General features: G+C 62.9%; 22 protein-coding genes. 5 read left to right on the top strand and 17 right to left on the bottom strand.

Annotated features, from left to right (window positions below; genetic code table 11):
* The 10 genes from DU490_RS12015 to DU490_RS11970 form a co-directional block, all read right to left on the bottom strand.
* On the bottom strand, positions 1-158 hold a 158-nt coding region (locus tag DU490_RS12015; protein WP_258801649.1), incomplete at its 3' end, for a pyruvate kinase.
* Complete coding sequence (locus DU490_RS12010; RefSeq protein WP_114574528.1) at positions 155-1,474, bottom strand: glycerate kinase; 1,320 nt, start codon at positions 1,472-1,474, stop codon at positions 155-157. The genes DU490_RS12015 and DU490_RS12010, both read right to left, overlap by 4 nt.
* A gap of 126 nt (positions 1,475-1,600) precedes the next feature.
* Complete coding sequence (locus tag DU490_RS12005) at positions 1,601-2,485, bottom strand: 2-hydroxy-3-oxopropionate reductase (RefSeq protein ID WP_114574527.1); 885 nt, start codon at positions 2,483-2,485, stop codon at positions 1,601-1,603.
* A gap of 289 nt (positions 2,486-2,774) precedes the next feature.
* Complete coding sequence (hyi, locus tag DU490_RS12000) at positions 2,775-3,554, bottom strand: hydroxypyruvate isomerase (RefSeq protein WP_114574526.1); 780 nt, start codon at positions 3,552-3,554, stop codon at positions 2,775-2,777.
* Positions 3,555-3,714: 160 nt separating this feature from the next.
* On the bottom strand, positions 3,715-5,490 hold the full coding sequence (gene gcl, locus DU490_RS11995; RefSeq protein ID WP_114574525.1) for a glyoxylate carboligase: 1,776 nt from the start codon (positions 5,488-5,490) through the stop codon (positions 3,715-3,717).
* Positions 5,491-5,949: 459 nt separating this feature from the next.
* Positions 5,950-6,711: a 2-keto-4-pentenoate hydratase gene (locus tag DU490_RS11985; protein ID WP_114574524.1), complete on the bottom strand. Its 762-nt coding sequence runs from the start codon at positions 6,709-6,711 to the stop codon at positions 5,950-5,952.
* Positions 6,712-6,713: 2 nt separating this feature from the next.
* Positions 6,714-8,162, bottom strand: a complete 1,449-nt coding sequence (gene hydA / locus DU490_RS11980) for a dihydropyrimidinase (RefSeq protein ID WP_258801648.1) — start codon at positions 8,160-8,162, stop codon at positions 6,714-6,716.
* A gap of 67 nt (positions 8,163-8,229) precedes the next feature.
* Positions 8,230-8,646: a gamma-glutamylcyclotransferase gene (locus DU490_RS11975; RefSeq protein WP_258801647.1), complete on the bottom strand. Its 417-nt coding sequence runs from the start codon at positions 8,644-8,646 to the stop codon at positions 8,230-8,232.
* 2 nt (positions 8,647-8,648) lie between these two features.
* Entirely contained in the window at positions 8,649-8,819 is a 171-nt protein-coding gene (locus DU490_RS17210) for a hypothetical protein (RefSeq protein ID WP_181870031.1), read from the bottom strand.
* A gap of 31 nt (positions 8,820-8,850) precedes the next feature.
* Positions 8,851-9,588, bottom strand: coding sequence for an aspartate/glutamate racemase family protein (locus DU490_RS11970; protein WP_114574522.1), 738 nt, complete (start codon positions 9,586-9,588; stop codon positions 8,851-8,853).
* A 269-nt stretch (positions 9,589-9,857) separates the two neighbouring features.
* Between DU490_RS11970 and DU490_RS11965 the strand changes: the two genes are divergently transcribed.
* From DU490_RS11965 to DU490_RS11945, 5 genes are all read left to right on the top strand, one after another.
* On the top strand, positions 9,858-10,856 hold the full coding sequence (locus DU490_RS11965) for a TRAP transporter substrate-binding protein (RefSeq protein ID WP_114574521.1): 999 nt from the start codon (positions 9,858-9,860) through the stop codon (positions 10,854-10,856).
* Complete coding sequence (locus tag DU490_RS11960; RefSeq protein ID WP_114574520.1) at positions 10,853-11,407, top strand: TRAP transporter small permease; 555 nt, start codon at positions 10,853-10,855, stop codon at positions 11,405-11,407. The genes DU490_RS11965 and DU490_RS11960 overlap by 4 nt, the downstream gene beginning before the upstream one ends.
* Positions 11,404-12,687, top strand: a complete 1,284-nt coding sequence (locus tag DU490_RS11955) for a TRAP transporter large permease (RefSeq protein ID WP_114574519.1) — start codon at positions 11,404-11,406, stop codon at positions 12,685-12,687. The genes DU490_RS11960 and DU490_RS11955 overlap by 4 nt, the downstream gene beginning before the upstream one ends.
* A gap of 92 nt (positions 12,688-12,779) precedes the next feature.
* Complete coding sequence (locus DU490_RS11950) at positions 12,780-13,541, top strand: aspartate/glutamate racemase family protein (protein ID WP_114574518.1); 762 nt, start codon at positions 12,780-12,782, stop codon at positions 13,539-13,541.
* Between the two features lie 58 nt (positions 13,542-13,599).
* On the top strand, positions 13,600-14,280 hold the full coding sequence (locus tag DU490_RS11945; protein ID WP_114574517.1) for a GntR family transcriptional regulator: 681 nt from the start codon (positions 13,600-13,602) through the stop codon (positions 14,278-14,280).
* 217 nt (positions 14,281-14,497) lie between these two features.
* Here the strand turns inward: DU490_RS11945 and DU490_RS11940 are convergent, their stop codons facing one another.
* From DU490_RS11940 to DU490_RS11910, 7 genes are all read right to left on the bottom strand, one after another.
* Positions 14,498-14,983 (bottom strand): ureidoglycolate lyase, encoded by a 486-nt coding sequence (locus DU490_RS11940; RefSeq protein WP_114574516.1) that lies wholly within the window; start codon positions 14,981-14,983, stop codon positions 14,498-14,500.
* A gap of 213 nt (positions 14,984-15,196) precedes the next feature.
* Positions 15,197-16,030, bottom strand: a complete 834-nt coding sequence (locus DU490_RS11935) for a bifunctional allantoicase/(S)-ureidoglycine aminohydrolase (protein WP_114574515.1) — start codon at positions 16,028-16,030, stop codon at positions 15,197-15,199.
* A gap of 236 nt (positions 16,031-16,266) precedes the next feature.
* On the bottom strand, positions 16,267-17,205 hold the full coding sequence (puuE, locus tag DU490_RS11930; RefSeq protein WP_114574514.1) for an allantoinase PuuE: 939 nt from the start codon (positions 17,203-17,205) through the stop codon (positions 16,267-16,269).
* A gap of 180 nt (positions 17,206-17,385) precedes the next feature.
* Positions 17,386-18,063, bottom strand: coding sequence for an aspartate/glutamate racemase family protein (locus tag DU490_RS11925; RefSeq protein ID WP_114574513.1), 678 nt, complete (start codon positions 18,061-18,063; stop codon positions 17,386-17,388).
* Between the two features lie 88 nt (positions 18,064-18,151).
* Positions 18,152-19,450: a TRAP transporter large permease gene (locus tag DU490_RS11920; RefSeq protein WP_114574512.1), complete on the bottom strand. Its 1,299-nt coding sequence runs from the start codon at positions 19,448-19,450 to the stop codon at positions 18,152-18,154.
* On the bottom strand, positions 19,447-20,022 hold the full coding sequence (locus DU490_RS11915; RefSeq protein ID WP_181870030.1) for a TRAP transporter small permease subunit: 576 nt from the start codon (positions 20,020-20,022) through the stop codon (positions 19,447-19,449). The genes DU490_RS11920 and DU490_RS11915 overlap by 4 nt, the downstream gene beginning before the upstream one ends.
* Positions 20,023-20,076: 54 nt before the next feature.
* Positions 20,077-21,120: a TRAP transporter substrate-binding protein gene (locus DU490_RS11910; protein ID WP_114574510.1), complete on the bottom strand. Its 1,044-nt coding sequence runs from the start codon at positions 21,118-21,120 to the stop codon at positions 20,077-20,079.
* Positions 21,121-21,509: the final 389 nt, after the last annotated feature.

Here is a 21,509-nt window from a genome sequence, read left to right as displayed (position 1 = left end):
TCCGGCGAACCGTGGGAGAAGTTGAGGCGTACCACATCGACACCGGCCTCGATCATGGCCTCAAGAACACCCATGCGGTCGCTGGCCGGCCCCAGGGTGGCGACGATCTTGGTGCGACGAATGGGGTCATGGATGGGAGCGTGGGGGGGAAGCGTCATGATGTCCTCGGCAAGACCAGAATGGCACGGAAGTCGTTGACGTTGGTTCGAGTCGGCCCGGTGACGATGAGCCGGTCCAACGCCTGAAAGAAAGTATAAGCGTCGTTGCGTGACAAGTGCTCAGCGGGATCAAGGCCAAGCTCCCGAGCGCGGGGCCAGTCGCCAGGCCCGAACAGCGCGCCGGCATTATCCTCGGAGCCATCGATGCCGTCGGTGTCGATAGCCAGGGCATGGATACCCCAGGCACCTTCCAGGGCATCGAAAAGGCCCAGCAGGTACTCCACGTTGCGCCCCCCACGGCCGTCGCCTTGGACCGTGACGCTGGTCTCTCCGCCGGAGAGAATCAGCCGTGGCCCACCGTTCTCGGCCACGGCCTCGAACGCAAGACGCGCCTGAGCCCGACCCAGTTCGCGGGCTTCGCCCTCCAGATCGTCCCCAAGCAGGCTCACCGAGACACCGGCTGCCTCGGCGGCTTGCCTGGCTGCCTCCAGAGCGTTGCAGGCCCGCGCCAGCATGACGCTGTCGTCGCGAGCGAAGTCCGCATCGTCGGCTGATGGGGCATCGGTGCTCCCCTGCAGGTGACGGCGCACGCTGTCGGGAATGGCGATGGCGTACTGCTCGAGTACTGCCAGGGCGTCGGCCGGCGTCGTGCGGTCGGGCAGGGTCGGTCCGGAAGCGATCAGCGACGCCTCGTCGCCCGGCACGTCGGAAATCAGCCAGGTCACCACCTGGGCGGGATGCGCGGCCGCCGCCAGTCGGCCGCCCTTGATCGAGGAGAGGTGACGTCGCACGGTGTTGATCTGGCTGATCGGTGCGCCACAGCGCAGCAATGCTTGGTTGATGGCCTGCTTCTCGGCCAGGGAAATGCCCTGTGCCGGCAGCGTCATCAAGGCCGAGCCACCACCGGAAATCAGTGCTATGACGCGATCGTCGTCGGTGAGCCCCTCGACCGCCTCGAGCATGCGCCGGGCCGCCTTTTCCCCGAGATCATCGGGCATGGGATGCGATGCCTCCAGCACTTCAATCACGCCGCCACCGGCGCCCTGCCCTTGAACGCCATGAGCATAGCGGGTTACCACCAGGCCGGAGAGCGGCGCCTCGGGGCAGCGATCCTGCCAGGCGCGCTCCAGGGCTGCTGCCATGGCAGCAGCGGCCTTGCCGGCACCGACCACCACGGTGCGCCCCGGCGGTGGGTCGGGCAGCAGATCGGCCACCAGCGAATCCGGATGCACGGCGGTAACGGCGATGTCAGCAAGCCGGCGTAGCCAGGCCGCCACGTCCATTGCAGGGTCGAAGGGGGGGAGATCAGAATTCATGGGGCACCTCGCAGCGGGCGATAGGTTACGACGGTAGCAGTAGAAACGGGGGAAAGCACCGTCTGAATGTCTGCGCGACCGGCACACGGCTTGCTGTGCCAGCGGATGCTTCCCCGGTAAGATCGTTCAGCCGCCGACTTCATGGTCGGCCAGCGACTCAAGCGCCCTCAGGATACCAGCGTGGTCCCAGTCGGCGCCGCCCTGGGCGGCACAGGCCTGGAACAACTGTTGGGCATTGGCCGTACCCGGCAGTGCCAGATTGAGACTACGCGCCCCTTCCAGCGCCAGGTTGAGGTCCTTCTGGTGCAGACGGATCTTGAAGCCCGGATCGAAGGTGCGCTTGATCATGCGCTCGCCGTGGACATCGAGGATCTTCGACTGGGCCAGGCCACCGAGCAGCGACTCGCGCACCTTGGCCACGTCGGCCCCGGCCCGTGACGCGAACAGCAGCCCCTCGGCCACCGCCTCGATGGTCAGCGCCACCACGATCTGGTTGGCCACCTTGCAGGTCTGGCCGGCACCATGGCCGCCGATATGGGTGATCGTCTTGCCCATCACCTCGAGGATCGGCAGGGCGCGGGTGAAGCCCTCCTCGGTGGCACCAACCATGATGGTCAGGGCCGCGTTGATGGCCCCGCCCTCGCCGCCGGAGACCGGTGCGTCCACATACTCGCCGCCGGCTTCGGCAATGCGCCTGGCGAATGCCTGGGTGGCAATGGGGGCGATCGAGCTCATGTCGATGACCAGGGCCCCCGGCTTGAGCCCCTCGATGACGCCGTTCTCGCCGAACAGCACCGCTTCGACGTCGGGGGTGTCCGGCACCATGGTGATGATCACCTCGGCCTGCTCGGCCACGGCGCGGGGGCTGTCGAGTTCGGTCATGCCCTTCTCGGCCAGGGTGGCGTCGAGGGTGCCGCGCTTGACGGTGACGAGGTCATGGCCGGCGTCGAGCAGGTGACCCGCCATGGGGCGACCCATGATGCCGAGGCCAATGAAACCGATCTTGCTCATGATGATTCTCCTTTCAGCTTAGCTTTGTCATTTGCAACCTTACCCGGCGGCTGTCGCAGGTGACGTCGCCACTCGGGGCTGATCCGTCGGCAGGCCTGCGAGGAGGCGCTGTGAACCCTTCCCTGGGCGCTACTTTTGCCCTGCTGCGCTCTCGCATCCTGCTTCGCTTGCAGGACCGGTGCTGGCCATCCATGGCCAGCCCGTTCGGAGCAATGCTCCTCACCCATGGCAAAAGACCTCCTCTTCGGCCTGCCCCCGGCGCCCCTCGTTAAGGGGGCTGCAGCGCTCTTCAGCCGCGGGCCTGATCGAGCCAGCCCAGCCCTTCTCTTGTCGTGGAAGCCGGCTTGTACTCGCAGCCGATCCAACCGTCGTAGCCCAGCCGGTCGAGATGAGAGAAGAGGAACGGGTAGTTGATCTCTCCGGTGCCCGGCTCATGCCGCCCCGGGTTGTCGGCCAGCTGCACGTGGGCGATGCGATCCAGGTGCTTCTCGATGGTCGGCGCCAGGTCCCCTTCCATGATCTGCATATGATAGATGTCGTACTGCAGCTTCAGGTTGTCACTGCCCACCTCGTCGAAGATCGACAGCGCCTGCTCGGTGCGGTTGAGGAAGAAGCCGGGAATATCGCGGGTGTTGATCGGCTCGGCCAGCAGCAGGATACCGGCGGCTTCAAGCTTTCCAGCAGCATAGCGGAGGTTGTCCACCAGCGTCCGGTGAGCCTGCTCATCGCTCACCCCTGCAGGCTGAATGCCGGCCAGGCAGTTGACCTGCTTGCAGCCGAGCGCAGTGGCGTAGTCGATGGCCTTGTCGACACCGGCACGAAACTCCTCGACGCGATCCGGATGGCAGGCAATGCCGCGCTCGCCGGCGGCCCAGTCGCCGGCCGGCAGGTTGTGCAGCACCTGGGTCAGGCCATTGGCGTCCAGTCGAGACTTGATCTCGTCCGGCGTGTAGTCATAGGGGAATAGGTACTCGACGCCCTTGAAGCCCGCATCGGCGGCGGCCTTGAAGCGATCGAGGAACCCCTCCTCGGTGAACAGCATGCTGAGATTGGCGGCAAACTTGGGCATATCGAACTCCTTTGGGTCGTACGTTATTGCTAGGGGCTTGTCTTGCGACAGGCCTGCGAGGAGGCGCTGTGAATACATCCCTGTACGCTACCGATTCCTTCCCTGGAATCGGACCTCCTCTGCGGCCTGTCCCAAGCGCCCCTTGGTCAGTGCGCAGGTTTCATGTCAGGGCGCTGATCGAGGTCGGCGCATCCGCCTGGTTCTCGGCCAGAGCCTCGAACTCGTTGATGCCACCGAGATCGGTCCCCATGGCAATGTTGGTCACCCGCTCCAGGATGATCTCGACCACCACCGGCACCCGGTGCTCGGCCATCAGCTCGCGGGCCCTCGTGAAGGCGGGGGCGATCTCGTCGGGCCGGGTCACGCGAAGCGCCTTGCAACCGAGCCCCTCGACGACAGAGACGTGGTCCACGCCGTAGTCGTTGATCTCCGGGCAGTTGATGTTCTCGAAAGAGAGCTGCACGCAGTAGTCCATGTCGAAGCCCCGCTGGGCCTGGCGGATCAGCCCCAGGTAGGAGTTGTTCACCAGCACATGGATATAGGGCAGCTTGAACTGCGCCCCCACCGCCAGTTCCTCGACCATGAACTGGAAGTCGTAGTCGCCCGAGAGCGCGACCACCTGGGCCTCCGGATCGGCACGGCAGACGCCGAGGGCCGCGGGAATGGTCCAGCCCAGCGGGCCCGCCTGGCCGCAGTTGATCCAGTGCCGCGGCTTGTAGGTATGGAGGAACTGGGCACCGGCGATCTGTGACAGGCCGATGGTGCTGACATAGCGGGTGTTCTTGCCGAATACGCGGTTCATTTCCTCGTAGACCCGCTGCGGCTTGACCGGCACCTCGTCGAAGTGGGTCTTGCGCAGCAGGGTACGCTTGCGCCCCTGGCACTCCTCGGCCCAGCTGCTGCGATCCTTCAGCTTGCCTGCCGCCTTCAGCTCGCTCGCCACCTCGACGAAGAGTTCGAGCGCCGCCTTGGCGTCGGAAACGATGCCGTAGTCGGGACCGAAGATGCGCCCGATCTGGGTCGGCTCGATATCCACGTGGACGAACTTGCGTCCTTCCGTATAGGTCTCGAGGTTGCCCGTATGGCGGTTGGCCCAGCGGTTGCCGATACCCATCACGAAATCCGACGCCAGCAGGGTGGCATTGCCGTAACGATGTGAGGTCTGCAGCCCCACCATGCCCGCCATCAGCGGATGATCATCCGGAATGGTGCCCCAGCCCATCAGCGTCGGGATCACCGGCACGCCGGTCAGCTCAGCAAACTCGGTCAGCAGGTCACTGGCATCGGCATTGATGACACCGCCACCGGCCACGAGCAGCGGGCGCTCGGACTCATTCAGCATGGCGATGGCCTTCTCGACCTGGGCGCGCGAGGCGCTGGGCTTGTAGGCCGGCAGCGGCTCATAGGTGTCGGGATCGAACTCGATCTCGGTCATCTGAACGTCGATGGGCAGATCGATCAGCACCGGACCCGGGCGCGAAGAGCGCATCAGCTGGAAGGCCTGCTGGAAGACGCGCGGCACCTGGGCCGGCTCCAGCACGGTGACGGCCCACTTGGTGACCGGACCGGCAATCGCCTGGATGTCCACCGCCTGAAAATCCTCCTTGTGCAGCTTGGCTCGCGGCGCCTGGCCGGTAATGCACAGGATCGGAATCGAGTCGGCGGTCGCCGAGTAGAGACCGGTGATCATGTCGGTGCCGGCAGGCCCGGAGGTGCCGATGCAGACCCCGATGTTGCCGGCCTTGGTCCGGGTATAACCCTCGGCCATGTGTGACGCGCCTTCGACGTGGCGGGCCAGCAGATGATCGATACCGCCGACCTTGCGCATGGCGGCATAGAAGGGATTGATGGCGGCACCAGGCACACCGAAGGCAACGTCGATGCCTTCCTTCCTGAGCACGTGAACGGCGGCTTCTGCTGCGGTCATACGAGCCATGATGATTCCTCCAGTGAGGGGCGCTGTTCTTTTGCGGGAAATTATTTTTGGAAAATATTTCTGTATACAGAGATTAGGCGCGACCAAGCCCGCCGTCAACATTATATGGAAACTATTTTCATAAAATTATTTCGACACAAAAAGACCCAAGTGCCATCAGCCACTTGGGTCGTCATCGTCTCGTCAAAACCCGTAAATAATCAGCCGACGGTGACGCGCAGTGCCAGCGGGTGCTCGTCACAGTTATTGCCCTCACCGCCACGATCGATGACCAGGAATTCACCCTGCCCCACCCGTGCGAGATCTCGACAGCCTCGCCCCCGAGGAGCCCTACCTCAATCTCAGCGGGCTGCGGGGGCATTCCTCAAGCTATGATGCGGCGGCACCCAGTGAGTGCCGTTGGCCTGTGGCACAACGATGCGCCGCCCCACAGCTCGACGACCGTTGAGCCCAGCCGACTCAGTCGAGCCTCACCTCCGCCTCGCCAATCCCGGCGAAGTCGAGAAGCACCCGCTGACCGGCCAGCATCTCCACCACACCGTCGAAGGTACCGGTGGTGATCACCTCCCCGGCGGCAAAACCCGCGCCATCGCGGCGAATCCGGTCGTTGACCATCGCCACCAGCAGCTCGGCGGGATCGCCGCCGGGGTGGTTGCCGCAGCCACTCAAGACTACCTCGCCATCCAGGCTCAGGCGGTAGGCGGCGTTCTTCATCTGCGTTAGGTCACCGGCGGGGGCACCACTGCCCAACACGAATGCGCCGTGACTTAGGCCGTCGGCCAGTTGCCAGAGCGGCGGCACCTCGGGCCAGGCGATGAAGCGGCTGTCCACCAGCTCGATGGCGGCATGCAGACTGGCCACCCGCGGGGCGATCTCGGCCAGGGTGTAGGGGGCCTTCCTGGCCGAAATCGCCGCCCCCAGCACCACCGCCAGCTCCGGCTCCAGGTAGACCCGATGAAAATCGTTGTGAGCGAAGCGCCCCGGCGAAGCCTGGCTCCACTCGGCGAGCAGCCGCGAGTAACGTGGCACCTCACCCTTGATGATGCCTCCCAGCTTCCAGCCGGAGTGGGTGCCCAAGGCCGTCGAGACCCGCGCCTGGATGGCATAGGCGGTCTCCGCATCCCCCAACGGCAGCTCCTCGGGCAGCGGGATCGTCGATCCCGGCGGATAGGCCGCCAGCAGGCGGTCGGCGGCGGTATCGATCAGCGTCTGCGTGCTCATGCTCAGAACCCCTTGGCCGCGCCGCGAGGCCGGGCCGGCTGCGGCTTGTCACATTTCAGGAAGCGCCCGTGTCCCGGCGCGGCGGTGGGTTCGCCGTCACGGGACACCACCCGACCGCGGCACAGGGTGAGCACCGGGCGGCCGGTGAGTTCGAGCCCCTCGTAGGGGGTGTAGTCCACCGCATGGTGCAGGTCCGCGTTGCGCACCGTGGTGCGGGCCTCGGGGTTCCACAGGGTCAGGTCGGCATCGCTGCCGATGGCGATGGTGCCCTTGCGGGGATAGAGGCCATAGATCTTGGCCGGGTTGGTGGCGGTCAGCGCAACGAAGCGGGTGGCATCGATGCGCTCCTTCACCACCCCCTCGGAGAAGAGGATCGGCAGCCGCGTCTCGAGCCCCGGAATGCCGTTGGGGATATGGTGGAAGCCGGCCTCGTCACCATGCAGCTTCTTGCCCTGGGGGTCATCGTAGCGGAAGGGGGCGTGGTCCGAGGAGAAGACCTGGAAGACGCCACTCTCCAGCGCCTGCCACACCGCCTCCTGGGCCGCCTTGTCGCGGGGGGGCGGGCTGCATACGCACTTGGCGCCCTCGAAGCCCTCCTTGTCCAGGTCGGCGGCGGTGAGCATCAGGTACTGGGGACAGGTCTCGCCGTAGACCCGCAGGCCGCGTCCCTGGGCCCAGCGGATCTGCTCGATGGCCTCGGGGCCAGAGACATGCACGATCAGCAGCGGCACGTCGATCAGCTCGGCCAGAGAGATGGCGCGGTGGGTAGCTTCACGCTCGGCGATCGCCGAATGCGCCACGCCGTGGTAGAACGGCGACGTCTGCCCCTGGGATTCGAGCAGTTCAGTGAGATAGGCAATGCAGTCGGCGTTCTCGGCATGCACCATCACCATGCCGCCCTCGCGGCGGGCCATGGCCAGCACCTCGAGGACCTCCCGGTCGTTGAGCTTGAGGTCGTCGTAGGTGAGGTAGATCTTGAAGGAGCTGTAGCCCTCGGCGATCAGCGCCGGCAGCTCCTCCTTGAGTACCGTCTCGGTGGGGTCGGTGACGATCATATGGAAGGCGTAATCGATCAGCGCCTGGCCCTCGCTGCGGCGGTGATAGTCCTCCACCGCGGCACGCAGGCTCTGGCCCTTCTGCTGGGCGGCGAAGGGGATCACCGTGGTCGTCCCACCGCAGGCCGCCGAGCGGGTGCCGCTCTCGAAGCCGTCGGCCATCACCGCGCCGTCGCTCAGGGGCTGATCCAGATGACAGTGGGCATCGATGCCGCCGGGCATCACCCAGAGGCCATCGGCGTCGATCACCTCGTCGGCGCCCTCAAGCCCCTGGCCCAGGGCGACGATGCGCCCGTCCTTGATGCCGATATCGGCCTGGTAGCGATCAGCGGCGGTGATGATCAGGCCGTTCTTGATCAGGGTATCTAGCTGCATGATGTCACTCTCTTGTTGTATTGATGGGCAGGTGCGCGCGGTTCGGCCCGCGCGAGGCGCCGGCGGCGCCCCGGCTGGCGCAGGCCGATCACCCCGGTCCCGCCTTCGTTGCCAGCGTCTTCAGGTAGTTCAACCAGCCGCCATGCCGGGTGATATCCACGACACCCGGCCCATCGATGGCACTCTCTCGCAAACGCATGCTCAGGGCGCCCGAGCCATCCTCGAGCTCGATGATGGTCAGCTCGAGTTCATCCGGCTCATTCGGCAGCAGGTCCTCGCGCAACTGCGCATGAGAGAGCGCGTAGAGCTCGCCCGGGACTTGAGCCCCCGCGGATGACACGGGCAGCAAGCCGGGAAACTCGTCCCTTATCGAATAGAAGCGATAGCGGGGGGCCGTAGTGATCGCGCCCAGGAATCGGGCCCCCTCCAGTGCGAAATCAAGGCTGCCCCCTGACATGGCCTGCCCGTTGACGAACATCCTCAGTGGGATCTCGTGATGTTGCATGCTTAGCTCCTGGTCGTGCTGAAGGTGAGCTCCTCGCTGGCGTCGCATCGACAGCCAACGGTCATGACGTCACCGAGTGCGATCACTGCAAAGGTGGCAAGCGCCGACAGCCCCAGTACGGTATAGCCGTCGATCCTCACCACCCCGTCTTGAGTTGGTTGCTTGTTGTCCATCAGCGGCTCGCAAGAGGGATCGGGAGAAGGCTCATACCAGCAGCCGCGGATCCTGAAAGAGACCGCCCCATCCCTGGATGGAAGTGGTGTCCTCCCCCGCAAGCCGCAGAGACTTCCATACCGCGACGCTCACCGAGTCATAGATGGGAATGCCCAGCTCCTGCTCCAGCGCCGGCACGATGGCGGCACCTCGCATATTAGTGCACAGCAGGGTGATGGCCTGGGGATGGCTCTGGGCCACCTCCCGCACCAGCCCCGCCAGGGTCGCTTCGTCGTATTCCGAGAAGGAGAAGTTGCCACGGTCATTGAGGTGGCGCTCCGCCATCACCTCGATGCCCTCGGCGGCGTAGTTGGCGACGATAGCCGCCTGGATATCGCTCAGGTAGGGCGTCACCAGCCCCAGCCGGGTCACTCCGGTGCGCGCCAGGATCTCGTTGAGTGCCAGCACGCTGCTGGTGGCCGGCACCCCGGTCGTCTCGGTGATGGCGTCACACAGCTGGCGGTCGGTCTCGAAACCCAACCAGCTCCCCGAAGTGCCGCTCCAGGCGATCACGTCCATCTGCGCGTCGTTGAGCAGGCGTGCGGCCTCCAACTGCGGCGTGGGATCGAATTGAACCTGGGCCCGACCGCTGAGTGCAGTCTCCTTGACGGTGAAACGCTGAAAATGAGCCGTAACCCGAGGAAAAAGCTCTTGAAGCAGGGCCGCGGTATAGGGCTCGAGCACAGTATTGGAGGAAGGCGTCAGCATGCCCAGCAGGGTACGATTCATGGCTTGCTCCGGGGCTGTTATTGATATTCTGTATACAAAAACCTCACCCCCAACAGATTCGCACAGCTCTGATTTTTTGCAAGCAAAACACACTGAAATACAATTTTTCATAAAAATAGAAAAGTTATCTAATTGTTTTTTAAGTATTTTTAAAAAACCTGTATTCTATGTTTTGTATTTTCTGAAATCCTCCGCTAGGGTTCAGAAAGTCGCCCACACAGAAATACAAGGCGATCGGCAGTCCACTCGTGAAACAAAAGGAACCCTGTATGACAACAACAACACGACTCGCAAAACGCTCTGCAGCCATTCTGTTGGCGCTCGGCCTAGGCTCTCCCCTGCTCGTCAGTGCCGAGACCCTGCGCTTCAGCGGCAACTTCCCCGATGACCATTCCAGCAGCCGGGCAATGGAGATTTTCAGGGATACCCTGGCCGAACGCACCGACGGCGACTTGAGCGCCCAGCTGTTCCCCAACATGCAGCTAGGCGGCGCCAGCGAGAACGTCGATCAGGTTTCGTCTGGGTCCATCGCCGGCACCTGGGTCGGCATCGCCTTCCTGTCGCGTACCGTGCCGGAGCTGGAGGCACTGAGCCTGCCCTTCGCCTTCGCTGATCGCGAGGACGCCTTCGCCCTGATCGATGGTGACTTCGGCGAGCTCCTCGACGAGAAGCTGGCCGAGAAGGGATTCGTGGCGCTGGGCTATATGGAGCTGGGCTTCCGCCATGTGACCAACAACGAACGCCCCATCGAAACCATCGAAGACCTCAACGGTCTGAGAATCCGCCTGCAGCCCAACCAGACTCACCTGGACACCTTCCGTGCCATCGGCGCCAGCCCGATCTCAATGGATATCAGCGAGGTCTACGGTGCACTGCAACAGGGGGTGCTGGACGGCCAGGAGAATCCCTACAGCATCATCAGCACCCGCCGACTGGACGAAGTACAGGGCCATCTCTCCGATACCGGCCACTTCTACGACTTCATCGTGGTGGTGGCCAACCGCAACACCTTCAATCGGCTGAGCGAGGAGAAGCAGCAAGTCGTACGCGAGGCCATGGCAGAGGCAGTAGCCTGGCAGCGGCAGACCGCTGCCGAGGAGGATGAGGCGGCCCGGGCGACGCTGATCGAACGGGGCATGCAGTTCACCCCAATCAGCGACGAGACTCGCGCCGCCCTGCGTGAGGCCAGCCAGGGGGTGGTGGAGCAGCTGCGCGACAGAATCGGTAACGAGGTCGTCGACCAGGTGCTCGAGGAACTCACGTCATGACTTCCGCCTGGCACCAGCTGGAGGCGCACGCCTCCAGCCCGGTCAAGCGCCACTTCCTGCATGGCCTGGTGCTGCTCGACCGGACATCCTATTACGCCATTCTGGTGGCCATGGGCATGATGACCCTCCTCGTCTCGGCCCAGGTGTTCACCCGCTATGTACTCTCCAGCTCTATCGACTCAGCCGACGAACTCTCGCGGCTGTTCTTCGTCTGGGCGATCTTCCTGGCCATTCCCCACGGCATCAAGGTCGGTATCCATGTGGGTATCGACGCCCTGGTCTCCCACTTGTCCGAGGGGCTACAGCAGCGCCTGGCGCAACTGATGGCCCTGTTCGGCGCCGCCATGATGGCGTGGCTGTTCTGGATCAGCCTGGGCGCGGTGGTCAGCAAGTGGCAGGAGCTGATGCCCACCCTGCCGATCACCGCCGCCGTCTTCTATATCGCCGTGCTGGTCTGCGCCGGCCATAGCTGCCTGCATCTGATGGCTCAGGCAATGCGCCTGGAGCCACTTCCCAGCGCCCCGACCCACCGTGGAGGGCTGCCCTCATGACTCCGGCCATCGTCTTCACCTTCCTGAGCTTCGCCCTGCTGCGGATGCCCCTGGCCTTCGCCCTGGGCCTGGCCTCCCTGGTGGGTCTGTATGTAGGTGGCATGGATTTCTCGATACTCCCTCAGCGCATGATGCACTCGGTCAATAGCTTCCCGCTGATGGCTATCCCACTGTTCATGCTGGCCGGCGAGCTGATGGTGGCCGGCGGCGTCCTGCAGCGCTTGGTGGACTTCGCCAACTCGTTGATCGGTCGCATACATGGTGGCCTGGCCCATGTGGCCATTGTCGCCGGCATGGTACTGGCGGCTGTCAGCGGGGCCGCCGTGGCCAGTGCTAGTGCGTTGGGCAGCTCACTGGTGCCCTCCATGCGCCAGCAGTACGGTACCGGCTACAGCAGCGCCGTGGTGGCCTCCGCCGCCAACCTGGGGGCCATCATCCCGCCCAGCAACGCCATGATCGTCTACGCCTTGATGGCCGGGTCATCGGTCTCGGTAGGCGGACTTTTCATGGCAGGCGTCGTACCCGGAATCATCTTGGCGGTGGGTTTCATGGGACTGGCCAGCTTCATCGCCATGCGCCGCCGCTACCCACTAGGCACCGAGAGCAGGATCGGCCTCAAGCATGTGCTGGTGCAGACCTGGCGCGCCCTGCCGATTCTCTTGATGCCAATCGTGGTGGTGGGCGGCATCGTTGGTGGTGCTTTCACCCCTACAGAGGGAGCTGCCATCGCGGTGGTCTATGCACTTCTCATCGGCTTCTTCGTGACCCGCAAGCTGCGCATCTCCGACCTGCCCAAGGCGATGTTCAATGCCGCCGTGACCGCTGCCATGGTGGGCGCCCTGATCGCCTTCGCTTCCACCATGACCTTTGCCTTCACCCTCGACCTGATCCCCATGCAGCTGTCCCAATGGGTACAGAACTTCACCCAGGATCCGCTGGTGTTTCTGCTGCTGGTGATGGTGTTGCTCATCGGGGTCGGCATGTTCATCGAGTCCAACGCCGCTTACATCATGCTGGTACCGCTACTAGCGCCCATTGCTTTGGCCTACGGCATCGACCCGCTGCTGTTCGGCTTCCTGTTCGTGATGAACCTGGTGGTGGGGATGATGACGCCGCCGGTGGGCGTACTGTTGTTCGTGATGTGTGGTATCTCGAAGATAAGCCTCAACGAGCTGATGAAAAGCGCCTGGCCCTTCATTGTTTTCCAATATGTGGTGCTGTTCGCCTGTATCGCTTTTCCCGGCATTGTCACCTGGTTGCCGCGGGCACTGGGGTACTGACTACCGCCTCCTCCGGCTCCAAACAGGGGCCGGGGCTCTTTCTTTTCAGCGGCGCGGGCTACCCCGCCACGAACATACTTAGTGAGCACGCCATGAAACTACTGGTCATCAATCCCAATATCTCAATCGACGTCACCGCCCTGATCGAACGGGAGGCCCGCCGCAGCATCCGACCAGGCACCGAGCTGACCATGGCCACCGCCCCTTTCGGTGTGGCCTATATCGAGACCCGCGCCGAGGCCCAGATTGGCGGCTATGCCGTGATGCAGATTGCCGCAGAAATGTATGAAGATCATGATGCTGTGGTGGTGGCGGCGTTTGGCGATCCGGGGCTTACCGCCCTGCGTGAGATCTTACCGATCCCGGTAGTAGGAATGACCGAGGCAGCTCTGGTTAGTGCCTGTCAACAAGGAAGCCGTTTTTCGGTAATCGCTATCTCCCAGCGCATCCAGGCCTGGTACCGGGAAACCATAGCCAGCTACGGCTTCTCCGATCGCTTGGCCAGTATTCGCGCCCTGGACGAGCCCTTGGCCCATATCGGTCGAGTGCAGGAGGATCAGGGCGAGCGCCTGGTGGCTCTGGCCGAGCGAGCGGTTCATGACGACGGTGCCGATGTCCTGATCCTTGCCGGAGCCCCCCTCGCCGGCCTAGCCCGCGACGTAGCTGCACGCCTGCCAGTACCTGCCCTCGATGGTGTTACCTGTGCGTTGCATCAGGCTCAGGCCATGGTCAACTTGGGGGCGGCAGCACCCTCCGCCGGCAGCTTTGCCGCTCTGCCCAGCAAGCCCTGCCATGGTCTCCCTGAGAAACTGGTAAAGTTGGTAGGCCGTCAAGTACTGACGAATCGCATCTGACTGGAATTCCATTGTGCCAGCGGGAAAAATAGAACTATCCGGTCAAGAGGAGATGCCTATGAGTACAGATGCCCCAGCGGGTGTAGCCCGCATAACCGCACCAACCCTGGCTGAGGAAGCCTACCAGACCCTGCATCGGCTTATCGTTCGGGGCCAACTACCTCCGGGGGAGCTGCTTCAGGAACCCACCCTATGCGCACAGCTGGGCATCTCCCGAACCCCCCTGAGAGAGGCACTGAAGCGGCTGTCCGCAGAGGGACTGGTGGTGATGCCTCGCAACCGCCGGGCTCGAGTGGCCCCCATCAATGCCAAGGAGCTGGATCACCTCTTCGAGGTAGAGGCGGGGCTGGAAAGCCTGGCCGCCGGCTTGGCAGCAAAACGCATGACCAAAACCGAACTCAAACGCCTAGAAACCTTGCAAGAACGTCTTGAGCGACTTCTAGTGAAGGGCGACCGTAGTGCCTATTTTGAGCTTAACCAACGCATTCATGGGTTGATCGTGGCCGGCGCCAAAAACCCCGCGTTGGAGGAGACCCATCGCAGCTTGCTGGGACGGCTGGAACGAGCACGCTATTTGGCCCTCGATCATTTGGGTCGCTGGCAGGAATCGACGGAGGAGCACCGCCAGATCCTTGAGGCACTGAAGGCCCGTGACAGTGACCTAGCCCAGCGCCTACTGGCCAGCCATATCCGACATACCGGTGAGGCGATTGCCAGCATAAACCGCCCACCCTCTTGACGCCCTAGGCACTGTCTGAAAAGTCGACGAGCGATGGTCAGATAAGGCAAAAATCAGCGAAAAGACGGAGTTTACGGGGTGTAAATGAGTATTTTGAGCTGATTTTTAACGCAGTATGGCCGAGCGCAGACAGTTTTCAGACAATGCCTAACATCCTGCTGAAAGCACAAGTGGCCCCTCCCGCCTGGAAAAGCCACTTGCTTGGCAGCAACTTGAGTTAGAGGCTAACTCGCAGTGCCAGCGGGTGCTCGTCACAGTTATTGCCCTCACCGCCACGATCGACGACCAGGAATTCCCCCTCACGCTCGAGCACCGACTGGATCGCATGCCAGGTCCCGGCTCGGTAGTTCACCCCCTGGCGGCCATCGGTGACGAAAGCGCGCACCTCGTCCGGGTCGATGGTCTCGCCCGGTGGCGCCACCACGACCACGAAGCGCTCCTCGTGCAGCGGCATGAAGGCCTGGCTGCCCAGGGGATGACGCTCCAGGAAATCGAGTTCCAGCGGCAGCGAAATCGGCTGGCTGACGAAGATGCTGATCAGTGCCCTCGTCTCCTCACCGAGGGTCTCGACCTTCGCCAGGTCGTGGTAGCGTCGGGTGCGCCCGGCATTGATGTGAAAGTATTCGGCCGTGCGCGTGTCGATGACGTCGCCAAAGGGCGCGAAGGCTTCCGGCGTCAGCGGCTCGGCTTTGAGTTCCAGCATGGCTGTTTCCTTTAGCAATTTCTGTGTTCACCCGATCAACCTTACAATCTAAAGGCAGCGCTCCAGCGAGAGGCGCCGGGGACAGGGTGAAGAGGGGGTCCGATTCCATGGATGGAATCGGTAGCGCCCAGGGAGGGGTTCACAGCGCCCCCTCGAAACCCTGTCGACGGATCAGCCTCGAGCGGCGAGACGACTCCAAGCGCCCTGCCCGTCTCAGCGAGCCCCGAGCCGCAGCTTCGGATGGCGATTCACATCCTTGTAGAGCAGGTAGCGGAACGGCCCCGGGCCGCCGGCATAGCAGGCCTGGGGGCAAAAGGCGCGCAGCCACATGAAGTCGCCGGCCTCGACCTCGACCCAGTCCTGATTCAGGTGGTACACCGCCTTGCCCTCCAGCACATAGAGGCCGTGCTCCATCACGTGGGTCTCGTCGAAGGGAATCACCGCCCCCGGCTGGAAGGTGACGATATTGACGTGCATGTCGTGACGCACATCGGCCGGATCGACGAAACGGGTGGTGGCCCAGCGGCCTTCCGTGCCCGGCATCGGGTTGGGCTCGACATCGTTCTCGTTGACCACGAACGCCTCCGGCACGTCGATACCCTCGACGAACTCGTAGGCCTTGCGCACCCAGTGAAAACGCACCGGGGCGTCGGACTCGTTGCGCAGCTGCCAGTGACTGCCCGGTGGCAGAAAAGCGTAGCCGCCCGCGGCCATGCGATGGCGCTCGCCGGCCAGCGTCAGGGTCATCTCGCCTTCCACCACGAACAACACGCCCTCGGCTGCGGGGTCGAGCTCGGGCTTCTCACTGCCACCGCCCGGCGACACCTCCATGATGTACTGGCAGAAGGTCTCGGCAAAGCCGGAGAGCGGCCGAGCCAGCACCCATAGCCGGGTCTCCTCCCAGAACGGCAGGTTGCTGGTGACGATGTCGCCGAATACCCCCTTGGGAATCACGGCGTAGGCCTCGGTGAAGACCGCCCGGTCCGAAAGCAGCTGGGTCTGGGGCGGGTGTCCGCCGCGGGGGGCGTAATACGTGCGTTGGCTCATGAGGCGTCCTGAAAGAAACGTTGAGGCTGATAAAGATGCGTTCTGGATAGAGTCACTGACAGCTGTCAGGTCAGTCGCTGCCACCTAAGCGAGAGGCGCCGAGGACAGGTCGAAGAGGGGGTCCGATGCCATGGATGGCATCGGTAGCGCCCAGGGAAGGGTTCACAGCGCCCCCTCGTAGGCCTGTCGTCGGATCAGCCTCGCGCGACACATCAAGCTAGGATAAAGCTAGCATTTCAGCGCGCCGGTGCCGGGTGATGCTCGGCCCAGTGCCGCGCGATATCCACCCTGCGAGTTACCCAGACCCGGTCGTGGGCCTCGATATGGTCGAGGAAGCGTTGTAGAGCGCGGAAGCGGCCGGGGCGGCCCAGCAGCCGACAGTGCATGCCCACCGAGAGCATTTTCGGCGACTCCTCCCCTTCCGCATAGAGCACATCGAAGGCGTCGCGCAGGTAGCTGAAGAAATGGTCGGCGGTGTTGAAGCCCTGGGGCGCGGCGAAGCGCATGTCGTTACTGTCCAGGGTATAGGGCACGATCAGGTGATCGTGTTCGCGGCCCTGGCTATCCGCCTGGCGAGTCCAGAACGGCAGGTCGTCCCCATAGTAGTCGCTGTCATAGAGGAAGCCTCCCTCGTCGAGCACCAGCCGGCGGGTGTTGGGGCTGTCACGGCCGGTGTACCAGCCCAGCGGCTTCTCACCGTAGAGACGCTGGAAGATCTCCATGGCCTGTTGCAGATGCTCGCGTTCCACATGCTCCGGCACGTCCTGGTAGTGGATCCAGCGATAGCCGTGACAGGCGATCTCGTGCCCCAGCTCCTTGAAGGCATGGGCCACTTCCGGGTGACGCTCCAGCGCCATGGCAACGCCGAACACCGTCAGCGGCAGGCCGCGCCGCTCGAACTCGCGCAGGATGCGCCAGACCCCGGCCCGGGAACCATACTCGTAGATCGACTCCATGCTCAGGTGGCGGTCGGGAAACGAAGGGGCACCGATGATCTCGGAAAGGAACTGTTCGGACCCCGAATCGCCATGCAAGACGCAGTTCTCGCCGCCCTCTTCATAGTTGAGCACGAACTGCAAGGCGATCTTCGCCTTGCCGGGCCAGTTGGCGTGGGGAGGCGTGCGGCCATAGCCGATCAGGTCGCGGGGGTAGTCGTTACCGTTGGCGGAGCGCATGGCGCCTCTCCTTGTTATTCGGGTCCGTGATGCTGCCACGAGGTCGCCAGAGTGGATGGCCCTTAGAATTCCTTTCACGACCCATCAGATAGGCGAGTCGTTTGGAAATGAACTCCTAGTAGCAACAATCTATGTATACAATAAAAAGATAAGGTGTATTCAGCTTGGTTGCAAGTCCCGTCACGCCAATGACAGCCGCTGCAGGCACATCAGCGCCTGGCACTGCATTACGGCAGCTTCAAAGCAGTCCAGCAGCCGGCAACCCGCCGGGCGCGGCATATCGGGCGCCAGCCCGGCAAATGCCGCGCCGCCGATGATCACCACATCCGGCGCGAGCCTGGCATATTGCGCCTCCAGAGTAGCGGCCAGGCGCTGCCCGGCCTGTTCACGCTGGTCGGGTAGCCGCAGGTCATCGATCACGATGGCATTGATACCCAGACAGCGTCGTGTAAGCCCTAATCCGTGCAGCCCATCCTCGATCATGCGCGGCCAGCGCTCACCAGGAGTGATGATCGAGAAGCGCTCACCCAGCTGAATGGCGGTCAGCAGCGAGGCCTCCAGCATGCCAACCACCGGCACCGGGCTGATCTCACGCACCGCGGCGATGCCTGGCTCGCCGAAGCAGGCAAGCAGGATGGCATCGAAGCCGATCGGATCCTCGGTCAGGTGTCGTTCGACCAGGGGCACCAGCGCAGCCCCGGCCAGGGCACACTCTCGCCGAGAACCGATATAGGCCACACTGTCGGTGGCGGTATCGGCGACGATCTCCGCCTCGTGTCCCAGCAACTCGCGGGCACGCCCCGCCATCTGCTCGGTCATGGAGACATTGGAATTGCCATTCAACAGTAATAAACGCATGCAAGACTCCTCCCCCACCCCTGGCCATAAGGGCCAAAGATGGGGTCTACAGTTCAGTGGGAAAACAAGATGTGTTCAGGTAGCGCGGCTATCCCATCATGTTGCGAGGTAGCCAGAGCGCAATATCAGGGAAGGCGATCAGCAGGAATGTGAACAACAACAGGATGATCACGAACGGAAAGGCGCCCCACATCACTTCGCGGAAATCACCGCCGCTTGGACGCACGCCGTGCACCACATAGAGGTTCATGCCCACCGGCGGGGTGATCAGGCCGATCTCGCACATCAGGATGATGAAGATGCCGAACCAGATCGGATCGATGCCCGCTGCCATGACGATGGGCACGGCCACCGGCACGGTGAGCACCAGCATCGACATCACGTCCATGAACATGCCCAGCAGGATGTAGAAGACGATCAGGATCAGCAGCAGCGCCAGCACCGAGAGGTCGAAAGCCACCACCCACTGGGTCAGGGTCTGTGCCACACCGGTCAACGACACCGTTACATTGAGCATCAGCGCACAGATGATCACCAGCAGCACCATGCCGGTGGTGCGCGCCGAGTTGATACACACTGCCTCGAGCAGTTCCAGATTGAGCCGCCCGCCGTACCAGACAAAGAAGATCGCCGTGACTACCCCCAGTGCCGCCGACTCGGTGGGCGTGGCCAGGCCGGCATAGATCGAGCCCATGACGATGAAGAAGATCACCAGCGGCGGGACCAGGCTCTTCGAGGCACGCAGCTTGTCCGCAAAGGAGATCCGCTCCTCCTCGCCGCCATAGTGCTTGCCCCATTGACTGATTAGCAGGTAGAGGCTGAACAGCATGGTGAGGGCGATCCCCGGGATCACGCCGGCCAGGAACAGCTGCCCCACCGAGACATTGGCTAGGGAGCCGAACACCAGCAGGTTGACGCTGGGCGGAATCAGAATCCCCAGGGTGCCGCCTGCGGCCAGCGAGCCCAGCGCCGGCCCCATGGGATAGCCGCGCTTCTCCAGGGTGGGCAGGGCCAGGGTGCCGATGGTCGCCGCGGTGGCCACCGAGGAGCCGGAGGTGGCGGCGAACAGCGATGAGGAGGCGATATTGGTGTGCAGTAGCCCGCCCGGCAAGCGGTTCATCCAAATCGACAGGGCATAGAACATGCGATCTGCGATGCCGCCGCGCAGCAGCAGTTCACCCAGCAGGATGAAAAGCGGAATCGCCGTCAGCAGGCTCTGGTTGAGTGAGGCCCAGATCACCGAGCCCATGGACTCCACCAGCGGCATGCCGAAGGTGACCAGTCCCCCGACCACGCCGATGGCGACCATGGCCACGGCAATGGGCATGCCAGCCAGCATCATGCCCAGCATGACCAGGAAGGCGAGGAACACATAGGCAAGCGTCATGGCGTCACTACCTCCTCATCACGGTGGCGGATATCCTCCAGCTCCTCCCGGAGCTCCTCCTTGGCACCGCGCGGACCGAAGTCGCGGTTCAGCGCCTCGGTATCGCGGCGCAGCAGCAGCCGGGTGGCCTGCACGGCGAAATAAACCGAGAGCAGGCAAAAAATCAGCAAGGCCAGGAACCAGGGCGCCTGCGGGTAGACCAGCGGGGTTGCCCAGACGGTGGGGGCACGACTGCCGTAGGCGACCGTATCGCCGAGTACGCCGTAGGCCAGCCAGATGCAGAACACCCCGAGCACCGCCATGGAGACACTGGCCAGCCAGTTGAGAAACGCCTGCTTCTGCTTTGACAGGCGAGCCGTGACGATATCGATGCGGATATGCGCCCGCTGGATCAGGGTCACCGAGAAGGCCAGGCCAGCGGCCACGGCCACCGCATAACCGGAAAGCTCGTCGATCCCACCCAGCGAAATATTGAAGAGCTTGCGGATGAGGGTCTCGAGACTCACCACGAAGGAGAGCGAGAAAAAGATCACTCCGAAGATAATACTGAAGATTCTTATCAAACCGTTCATCATTGACCTCCTCAGCGAAGTCGGCCGGCGCCTTTCTGGCGCCGGCCGCAGCACTTACAGCCCCAGATTGGCACCCACGGTAGCTTTCCAGTCTTCCGAGCAGCTCGGGTTAGTCCTGTCGCACAGTTCGATGAAATTGGGCAGGGACGTGGCTTCGACGGCTTCATTGACGGTCTGCAGATCCTTCTCGGTCACCTCCATGCTGGTCAGTGAATAGGCTCGGCCGTTGACACAGGGCTCGCCGCCGGTATTGCAGCGCGAGGCATCCTCGAAGAGCTCTTCTGAATAGGCCCAGATCTCATCGACCAGTTCATTGAACGCTGCCTCGAGCTGTGCCTGCTCTTCCTCCGTGTACTGGTTCCATACATTGAGGTTGATGGCATAGCCGTTCATCGCCATCTGCACCGGCAGGGGGTAGACGTAGCTGGTGACTTCTGGCCAGCCAGCGGCATTGGCGGAGCTGGGGCCGGTCACGCCGCAATCGACCAAGCCCCGGGCAATGCCCTGCTGGGTCTCGGGGAAGGAGAGCGGCACCGGTGCGGCTCCCAGGCCCGACATGAAGTTACCGAGGATATTGTCGTAGACCCGCACCCGCTTGCCGCGCAGGTCATCGAGCCCATTGATCTCCGGCTCGCAGAAGATCACCTGGGGACCCGCCGGCCAGACGCCCAGCAGCTTGGAATTGAAGCGCTCCTGCAGTCGCGCATCGGCCACCGGCAGATAGGCATCGACATTCTGGCGGGCGACCTCATAGGTAGGGTTCTGGCCGACCAGGTCGAAACCGAGCAGTGTCGGCTCGTCACCGCTGATCTGCGATAGCCGCAGCGAGACGATGCCGAACAGGTTATTGCGAAGCACCCTGAGGCCTTCCGCATCGCTGACGCCGGAGGTATCCACAGGGCTGTAGCGCACTTGGGTATTCACCCCGGTACGCTCGGCGAAGTTCTCGAAGAAGGGTTGCTCGAGGTCGTTCTGAATGGCGCCGGAGCCGACCGGTTGGCCGAGCACCCGAACCGAGGCGGGGGCGGCCATTGCCGAGGTAGCGACGATGGATGCCAGCACAGTGGCGGCAACGGGAAGGGCGAAAGGATTACGCATGGAGTCTCTCCTGCCGTGGGGGTCATTGTTGTGTGAGTTGCGGCGAGGTGGCCTTTGCAGTCTTTTTTATCTTTTTCGTACACCTTAAATCTAGATCAACAAGTACGAAAAATCAAACTCTAGTATACAAAGAAAAGAGCAGCGCAAAAAATTCTGCAACCTATTGTTTTTAATCGATTAAAATCAGACCTCTTGCCTTGTCCTGCCCGCAGCCACATGACGTCATCGTCCTCCGCCTGCTCTCTTTCTGCCCTCCTCCTGCCTTTATCCCCATTCTTCTGGGCCTGACACCGCCTTGCGCCAATGCTTAATGTACACAAACCATCTCATCTATTTTCGATCAACTTGCTTTTCTACAGGATGTCATCCTTCTGGAAAAAACCTAATTT

It is taken from the genome of Halomonas sp. DQ26W, assembly GCF_003339685.1.
Taxonomy (GTDB): Bacteria; Pseudomonadota; Gammaproteobacteria; order Pseudomonadales; family Halomonadaceae; genus Halomonas.
Note: the sequence above shows the minus strand (reverse complement) of the source record. Positions and strands in the feature narration are given on the sequence as shown.

Bases quoted from the DNA above. Each gene is read 5' to 3' on its own strand.
- DU490_RS11985 (WP_114574524.1), bottom strand. From the start codon at position 6,711: ATGAGCACGCAGACGCTGATCGATACCGCCGCCGACCGCCTGCTGGCG.
- DU490_RS11920 (WP_114574512.1), bottom strand. From the start codon at position 19,450: ATGACGCTTGCCTATGTGTTCCTCGCCTTCCTGGTCATGCTGGGCATG.
- DU490_RS11955 (WP_114574519.1), top strand. From the start codon at position 11,404: ATGACTCCGGCCATCGTCTTCACCTTCCTGAGCTTCGCCCTGCTGCGG.
- DU490_RS11925 (WP_114574513.1), bottom strand. From the start codon at position 18,063: ATGCGTTTATTACTGTTGAATGGCAATTCCAATGTCTCCATGACCGAG.
- DU490_RS11950 (WP_114574518.1), top strand. From the start codon at position 12,780: ATGAAACTACTGGTCATCAATCCCAATATCTCAATCGACGTCACCGCC.
- DU490_RS12005 (WP_114574527.1), bottom strand. From the start codon at position 2,485: ATGAGCAAGATCGGTTTCATTGGCCTCGGCATCATGGGTCGCCCCATG.
- DU490_RS11945 (WP_114574517.1), top strand. From the start codon at position 13,600: ATGAGTACAGATGCCCCAGCGGGTGTAGCCCGCATAACCGCACCAACC.
- DU490_RS11970 (WP_114574522.1), bottom strand. From the start codon at position 9,588: ATGAATCGTACCCTGCTGGGCATGCTGACGCCTTCCTCCAATACTGTG.
- hyi (WP_114574526.1), bottom strand. From the start codon at position 3,554: ATGCCCAAGTTTGCCGCCAATCTCAGCATGCTGTTCACCGAGGAGGGG.
- gcl (WP_114574525.1), bottom strand. From the start codon at position 5,490: ATGGCTCGTATGACCGCAGCAGAAGCCGCCGTTCACGTGCTCAGGAAG.
- DU490_RS12010 (WP_114574528.1), bottom strand. From the start codon at position 1,474: ATGAATTCTGATCTCCCCCCCTTCGACCCTGCAATGGACGTGGCGGCC.
- DU490_RS17210 (WP_181870031.1), bottom strand. From the start codon at position 8,819: ATGGACAACAAGCAACCAACTCAAGACGGGGTGGTGAGGATCGACGGC.
- DU490_RS11975 (WP_258801647.1), bottom strand. From the start codon at position 8,646: ATGCAACATCACGAGATCCCACTGAGGATGTTCGTCAACGGGCAGGCC.
- DU490_RS11940 (WP_114574516.1), bottom strand. From the start codon at position 14,983: ATGCTGGAACTCAAAGCCGAGCCGCTGACGCCGGAAGCCTTCGCGCCC.
- DU490_RS11935 (WP_114574515.1), bottom strand. From the start codon at position 16,030: ATGAGCCAACGCACGTATTACGCCCCCCGCGGCGGACACCCGCCCCAG.
- DU490_RS11910 (WP_114574510.1), bottom strand. From the start codon at position 21,120: ATGCGTAATCCTTTCGCCCTTCCCGTTGCCGCCACTGTGCTGGCATCC.
- DU490_RS11960 (WP_114574520.1), top strand. From the start codon at position 10,853: ATGACTTCCGCCTGGCACCAGCTGGAGGCGCACGCCTCCAGCCCGGTC.
- DU490_RS11915 (WP_181870030.1), bottom strand. From the start codon at position 20,022: ATGAACGGTTTGATAAGAATCTTCAGTATTATCTTCGGAGTGATCTTT.
- puuE (WP_114574514.1), bottom strand. From the start codon at position 17,205: ATGCGCTCCGCCAACGGTAACGACTACCCCCGCGACCTGATCGGCTAT.
- DU490_RS11965 (WP_114574521.1), top strand. From the start codon at position 9,858: ATGACAACAACAACACGACTCGCAAAACGCTCTGCAGCCATTCTGTTG.